A 5,564-nucleotide genomic window follows, 5' to 3' on the forward strand; every position below is an offset into this window, starting at 1 on the left:
CGGTCGCCGCCGCATTCAAAAAGTCGTCTACCGAAGCTACGTCTTGCAGGGCGTTGGTACTGCTGGACACAGTTTCAAAACCCTGCGGCCTCCCTTGGGAGGCTTTCTATGACACGCTCCCTAGTATAGAACGTACGTTCTCTCGCTCAATTCCGCTTTCAGGCGCTTGGGTGAAGAGTCAAATCGATTTTTTATTGCTGGGAGCAGTCTCGAGAAGGGTTTCGAGTCGAGAATCACCCCAATAGCGTATCGTTTCACTCCGCTGATCGTATTCAAGCACTCCAGCATCCGCTAATCTCGGCAAGTGGTTGTGGAGCAACTCGATCGTTATCCGCTCATTATGCCCAACTGATGTTGCTTCGCTCTTCGAGTCCGAAGAGACGATGTATTCAACGAGGTCGTCAAGGCTGGTGCAATCGGTCGTCTTCTGATTGAAATACCTAATGATCGCACGGCGCTGTTTATGTCGCAACAGGCCTACTACCTGCTCTTTGGAGAGGTTTTCCGTACTTGTCGATTGCGGTGTACTCATGGATCCAGATTGTATACACCCCTCAAAAAACAGTGGCCCTAAACAGTTAGGAACTACGTGCTATTCCACTGATTCTGCTTCTCCGAAGAACACTGCTAAGAGCTTACGTTCGCTCGCTCTGAGATGCTGGTGGAACGTCGGTGCCGAAACCCCGAGCGAATCTGCGACTTCTTCGCCAGTACTCTCACGCGGCCACTCGAAAAATCCAGCATTATATGCCGCGGTCAAGGATGCTTGCTGGCGGTCAGTCAACTGGTCTCTCAGGCGCGCATGCTGTCTTCTGAGCGGCGGGAGAGAACGCTTTACCTCCTGTTTCGCTGTAAGACGAACCTTCGGATAAATCGACTGCACAGCATCCGTGAGCGCTCGGATATCAGTATCAGCAGGCGCTTCAGCAACAAGCGATCCCCTCCCTTCAGTCACCTTCGCGTGTTTGATGCGGGCACCCCGTTCGATGAGAACTTGTGGAGACGTCGATGCTCCCACAAACACGATTTCAAGCAAACTGGTTTCCACCTCTGTACTGATACAGCGAGCCTTTTTAACAATCGATTGGTTGCGTGCCATCTCGAGAAACGAGTCGGCTGGAGCATTCTCCAACGTGATATAGTAGAGCAGTTCTTTGTCCGTTGAGGGCACGAGCTCTTCGAGGGTGATCGAGCACTGTAAGTCAGCGGATGCAGTAACAAAAAACGCTGCCGTTTCGGTGAGATCGAATGTGAGTTCATAATGGCTATCCGTATGGAGTAGCTTCTTACTCTCCGCGGCATGAATTGCGTAGCCAATTGTCTCGCCTAGTTCCTCGAAGACGACTTGTTCTCGTTCACTGAACGCATCAGACCGGGACGCATGGATGACCAACACACCATACGTCGTCTCACCATAGACAAGCGGGATACACAGCACAGAGCAATAGCCACGTGCTAGTGCTTCATCTCGCAATGAATCGGGAAACCGGGAATCAGATTCGATCGATGTGATGAGTTGTGATTCCTGAGTCCGCATTGCTTGGGCAGCACCGCCAGTGCTCGTCTCGGCCGAATCCGTTTCGTCAAGGAGATCGAAGTAGTTCGAATCAAGGTTTGCACCGGTGCGGGCCTCAATTCCGCCACTCGGTAAGGACCGTTCACCGATGAACGCGTCCTGGTAGAGATCGGACGCGGCGAGCCGTTCACAAACATTGGTCTCAATCTCGTCCCGCGTTGTCGTTCGAACCAACGTTTGGTTGACCTCGCGAATGAGTCGGTTGATTCGATTCAGTGTTTCGAGGCGATCATGCTGCTGTTCGATAGCGTTTTCGCGTTCTTTTCGTTCGGAGATATCCTCGCCAACCAAGACAATATATTCGAGTTCGCCATCTGGCGACCAGAGCGGTGCAGCGTTGAGTGAAATCCACAATCGCTTTCCATCCGCTCGCTCAAGAATCACTTCATAATCATACACTGCGGACCCAGTCTCGATGACTTCTGCCATTAAACCGTTGTTCGGATCGATGGGTCGATTCTCGGAATCATACAGGGTAAACACATCATCCAAGGTAGAAAGACTCGTCAACTGATCGACTGAAACCCCAAGGATCTCTTCGACTTGTTCATTCGCCCGGACGAGTTGCCTATCCGGTGTGAAGACACCAATTGCAATCAGACTTGTTTCGAGAATTCGTTCAGTAAGATCTCGTTCCTGCCGCAGCTCTTCTTCCCATTCTTTCCGTTCAGAGATATCACGGAAGATGCCTTGTATGACTGTTTTCCCGTCCAATTCAGTGACACCGGAACTCACTTCGACAGGAACGCGAGAGCCATCGTCGTGAACGACGTGTTGGTCCATGTCGTGCCGAATCACACTCGTTGAATCACCGCGGACACCACCACGTTCGACGTGCTCTTGGAAGTTTGCAGTATACTGCTCGGCCTGTTCAGGAGGATGGAGCTCCGACTGGTGTATCCCACAGAGCTCATGCGGTGGTTTACCCATGAGCGAGACGGCAGCCTGATTGACGTCCTCGATCGTCCCAGTGTCAGCGTTCGCGATAAAAATCGCGTCAGGAGCGGTTTCAACGAGTTTTGCGTACTTTTCTTTGGTATTTTTGAGTTCTTTTTCTCGCTGTTTTCGCTCCGAGATATCACGGATGATCGCTGTGAAAAGTTGCTGTCCATCATACTCATGTTCATAAAACGAGAACGCCAAGGGCAGCTCGGACCCGTCCTTGAGCAATCCAACTCGTTCAACGTACTCATGATCGAGCTCCTGTGTGTCGTCGTGAACCTGTTGCTGGAACGATGCACGGTAGGCATCGCGATGGCGCTCGGGAAACAATTCGACCATCGATTGACCGACGAGAGCATCCTCAGACCACCCGAAGAGGCGTTCAGCCGCCTGATTTGAGAATACGATCCTCCCACTCGGATCAAGCGTGAGAAATCCATCGAGTGCGTGTTCGACAAGGTCACGAAAGAAGGTGGTTTCAGCATCGAGATGTACCGCGAACTCTTCGGTATCTGTGTTGTGATCAGGTTGGTGAGTCATGGTGATATGTGGTGACGTAACACCATTCGATGAAGAGAATGAAGAGCGAGGGCCGATATAACATTTCGGATGCTTTCATCTGCTACAGTCCGAATCATGGATGATTGCAAACTAGAAAGATAACAACCGATTTTCATCGATAAAATTTCCATCCTACCCCCACCATACACACAGAATCGGGATCGTATGTCAGTGGTGTTTGTAGCAGTTCGAGAGTCGCAGCCGTCCATGGTCACATATGAGAATATGTCCGTAAGCCAGACGAGCGTCTGACAAATATATTTGTGGCTGGCATCCGTGACATTTCTCAATGGATCAGGATTTCCTCGGTATGGACTCGGTCACGCTCGAATTCACAGCCGAGGAACTCGAGCAAATCGATGACATTGCATTTGCTCACCATCGGGAGAACCGTGATGCAGCAATCCGTGACCTCCTTGATCAGTGGTTAAAAGATCGTGATGAGTGAGTCAGGTAAGTAGCAGAGAGCTCATAAAACATCGAATTCGACGATTTCGGTCGACCCACAGGTTGAACACGTTTGCTCGGTGGCCGTCACCGTCATTCCACAGCGCCAACATTCGTAAATGAGACCATCTTCGTCAGCTAACCACTGCCGCACTGCAGTAGAGAGTGACATAACCTTTCTGTCCTTGCTATCCTCGATAATAAGTATTTGTCTCTTTCATTGCCCCCGTTATAACAAAGACACCGACCATTTGAGTCACAATCTCGAATGTCGCTTACAGTTCGGATAGAGCATACGAGATGAATCCAATGGAACTAAATGTCTCAATTAGGCATTGTGTGTCGTCAACTATTCTGTTTCGTCAGTTGATAATTCACAGACGCAACTTAGAGAAATCCTCAAGTTTCGTACAATCGCAGCACAGGACGTCCTTCTTTCATCGATCAATTCGATGACCCTAGAATCATGATAGAACAAACATCGATATCAACACCGAACTTGTCGGGAATACCAAGCCAATTTGTCTACATGGCTTTCGTGATGCCTGTAAAAACACGCCAATTGCTTCCTCTGAGTTGCCCCAGTAGTTTTGTGGAACCAGGTTAAGCTAGCAGATAGTGACTGACTTTCCCACTGAAAACAACGATGCGGACCCACCATCCCGGGAGGAACAGACCGACCACCAAGACATCTCGTTCCAAGACCTCCCTAATCATTTCTTCGCAATCCTTGCTAACAAACGAAGATGCCGCGTGCTCGCCTATCTCTCCAACGGATCATCCGACAGTGCAACAATGCAAGAACTAATCGAAGAGATCGCAGCGCGAGAACACCGCAATAAGACTGATTCTCTTGACGAGATTAAAATCACCCTCTTTCACCATCATCTTCCGAAACTTGCTGACACGGGATTCATTGAGTTTGACAAACAGAGTAAAATAATCCGCTATCGTGACAACACGCGAGTCGAATCACTGTTGACGTATCTTCAGGAATACTCACCCGAGTAAGCACTTATCCTTAGTTTGATGCTGGTGATCAGACGTTCTGTGGTGGGGTGATTTGAATTTCACCGTCCCAGTTAATTGCTAGTTCGCACGATGCGAATTTGAAGGTGACATACACTCCTTCGTGGTTGGGTGCGTTGCGTCTGGGTTTGTCAAACAAATCCTCAAGCGCATCCGGATCAATCACGTCGTATAGTGGATCGAACTCCTGAGGTGAATCCCCTGTGACTGCCGACACTGATCGAATAATCGTGGTCGTTAAATTCTCGACATCCTCTGTGTCGTATTGAGCGTAATAGGTCTCCGTCTCTGGATCATATCCAACCCGGTCTTCTCGGAGCGTCTGTTCAAAATCGACTGACCGATTCTTACTGGAAACGTCCTCAGTCATTAGCACTATTTAGAGAGGGATATTACAAGGACTTTCTACCATGATAATGAAATGGAAGACAATGGGAACCTAAATACTGAAATAGAGAAATTGCGTCACTCGTCATCGAATGCGAGCGCGAAGACCTTCTGTTGGGCAGCCCGGAGATGTTGTGTAAACGTCGGTGGAGAAACGTCCAGCATGTCCGCAATTTCTTGGCCTGTACTTTCCCGTGGTGATTCGAAGAATCCGCTCAAATACGCAAGTTTGAGTACACCCGCTTGGCGATCCGTAAGGGGTTCTTTGATCGCCATTGGTACATCTTGGACTGTTTTGGGTGACCGGTCACATGAGCGACGAGATGTGAGCTGTACCGAGGAATAGGTCTGCCGAAGATTATCAATGTAGCATCGAACGTCAGCGGCAGAAGGGAGATCCACAACCGCAACCGCGGTATTTCTATCGAAGATGAGCGTGCGTACTGCCCCCTTCTGTGTGGCAAGTTGTGAGATTAGCGTCGAAGTAGACACGGTGGCTTTATACGGCCGTGTTTAATCGCCTGAAGGGAGTGGAATCTCCTGTTCTGCGGCCTTCTTGATGTTGTAGACGGCACACATCAGTGCAAGTTCACGAAATTCTCGGTACCAGGTACGCGCTCGC

Annotated in this window: 6 protein-coding genes; 2 read left to right on the top strand and 4 right to left on the bottom strand. The window is 49.6% G+C overall.

Features of this window, described 5'->3' with window-relative positions; all coding sequences use genetic code 11:
• Positions 1 to 178: 178 nt before the first annotated feature.
• Both ACR3FF_RS25375 and ACR3FF_RS25380 read right to left on the bottom strand, forming a co-directional pair.
• The gene (locus ACR3FF_RS25375) at positions 179 to 532 is read right to left on the bottom strand and encodes a DUF7344 domain-containing protein (protein WP_458190889.1); all 354 of its coding nucleotides are present in this window, start codon (positions 530 to 532) and stop codon (positions 179 to 181) included.
• 60 nt (positions 533 to 592) lie between these two features.
• Positions 593 to 3,058 (bottom strand): PAS domain S-box protein, encoded by a 2,466-nt coding sequence (locus tag ACR3FF_RS25380; RefSeq protein WP_458190890.1) that lies wholly within the window; start codon positions 3,056 to 3,058, stop codon positions 593 to 595.
• A 310-nt stretch (positions 3,059 to 3,368) separates the two neighbouring features.
• Between ACR3FF_RS25380 and ACR3FF_RS25385 the strand changes: the two genes are divergently transcribed.
• Positions 3,369 to 3,527 carry a ribbon-helix-helix protein, CopG family gene (locus ACR3FF_RS25385; protein ID WP_458190891.1) on the top strand — a complete coding sequence of 53 codons (159 nt, stop codon included), beginning with the start codon at positions 3,369 to 3,371 and terminating at the stop codon, positions 3,525 to 3,527.
• A 617-nt stretch (positions 3,528 to 4,144) separates the two neighbouring features.
• The gene (locus ACR3FF_RS25390; RefSeq protein WP_458190892.1) at positions 4,145 to 4,537 is read left to right on the top strand and encodes a DUF7344 domain-containing protein; all 393 of its coding nucleotides are present in this window, start codon (positions 4,145 to 4,147) and stop codon (positions 4,535 to 4,537) included.
• 28 nt (positions 4,538 to 4,565) lie between these two features.
• Here ACR3FF_RS25390 and ACR3FF_RS25395 read toward each other — a convergent pair whose 3' ends face one another.
• Both ACR3FF_RS25395 and ACR3FF_RS25400 read right to left on the bottom strand, forming a co-directional pair.
• Entirely contained in the window at positions 4,566 to 4,925 is a 360-nt protein-coding gene (locus ACR3FF_RS25395) for a HalOD1 output domain-containing protein (RefSeq protein ID WP_458190893.1), read from the bottom strand.
• Positions 4,926 to 5,020: 95 nt separating this feature from the next.
• Positions 5,021 to 5,434, bottom strand: coding sequence for a helix-turn-helix domain-containing protein (locus ACR3FF_RS25400; RefSeq protein WP_458190894.1), 414 nt, complete (start codon positions 5,432 to 5,434; stop codon positions 5,021 to 5,023).
• Between the last annotated feature and the right edge of the window lie 130 nt (positions 5,435 to 5,564).

The organism is Haladaptatus ordinarius (assembly GCF_054177595.1).

Excerpts from the sequence above, each read along its gene's own strand:
- ACR3FF_RS25375 (WP_458190889.1), bottom strand. The coding sequence starts at position 532 with ATGAGTACACCGCAATCGACAAGTACGGAAAACCTCTCCAAAGAGCAG.
- ACR3FF_RS25395 (WP_458190893.1), bottom strand. The coding sequence starts at position 4,925 with ATGACTGAGGACGTTTCCAGTAAGAATCGGTCAGTCGATTTTGAACAG.
- ACR3FF_RS25380 (WP_458190890.1), bottom strand. The coding sequence starts at position 3,058 with ATGACTCACCAACCTGATCACAACACAGATACCGAAGAGTTCGCGGTA.
- ACR3FF_RS25385 (WP_458190891.1), top strand. The coding sequence starts at position 3,369 with ATGGATCAGGATTTCCTCGGTATGGACTCGGTCACGCTCGAATTCACA.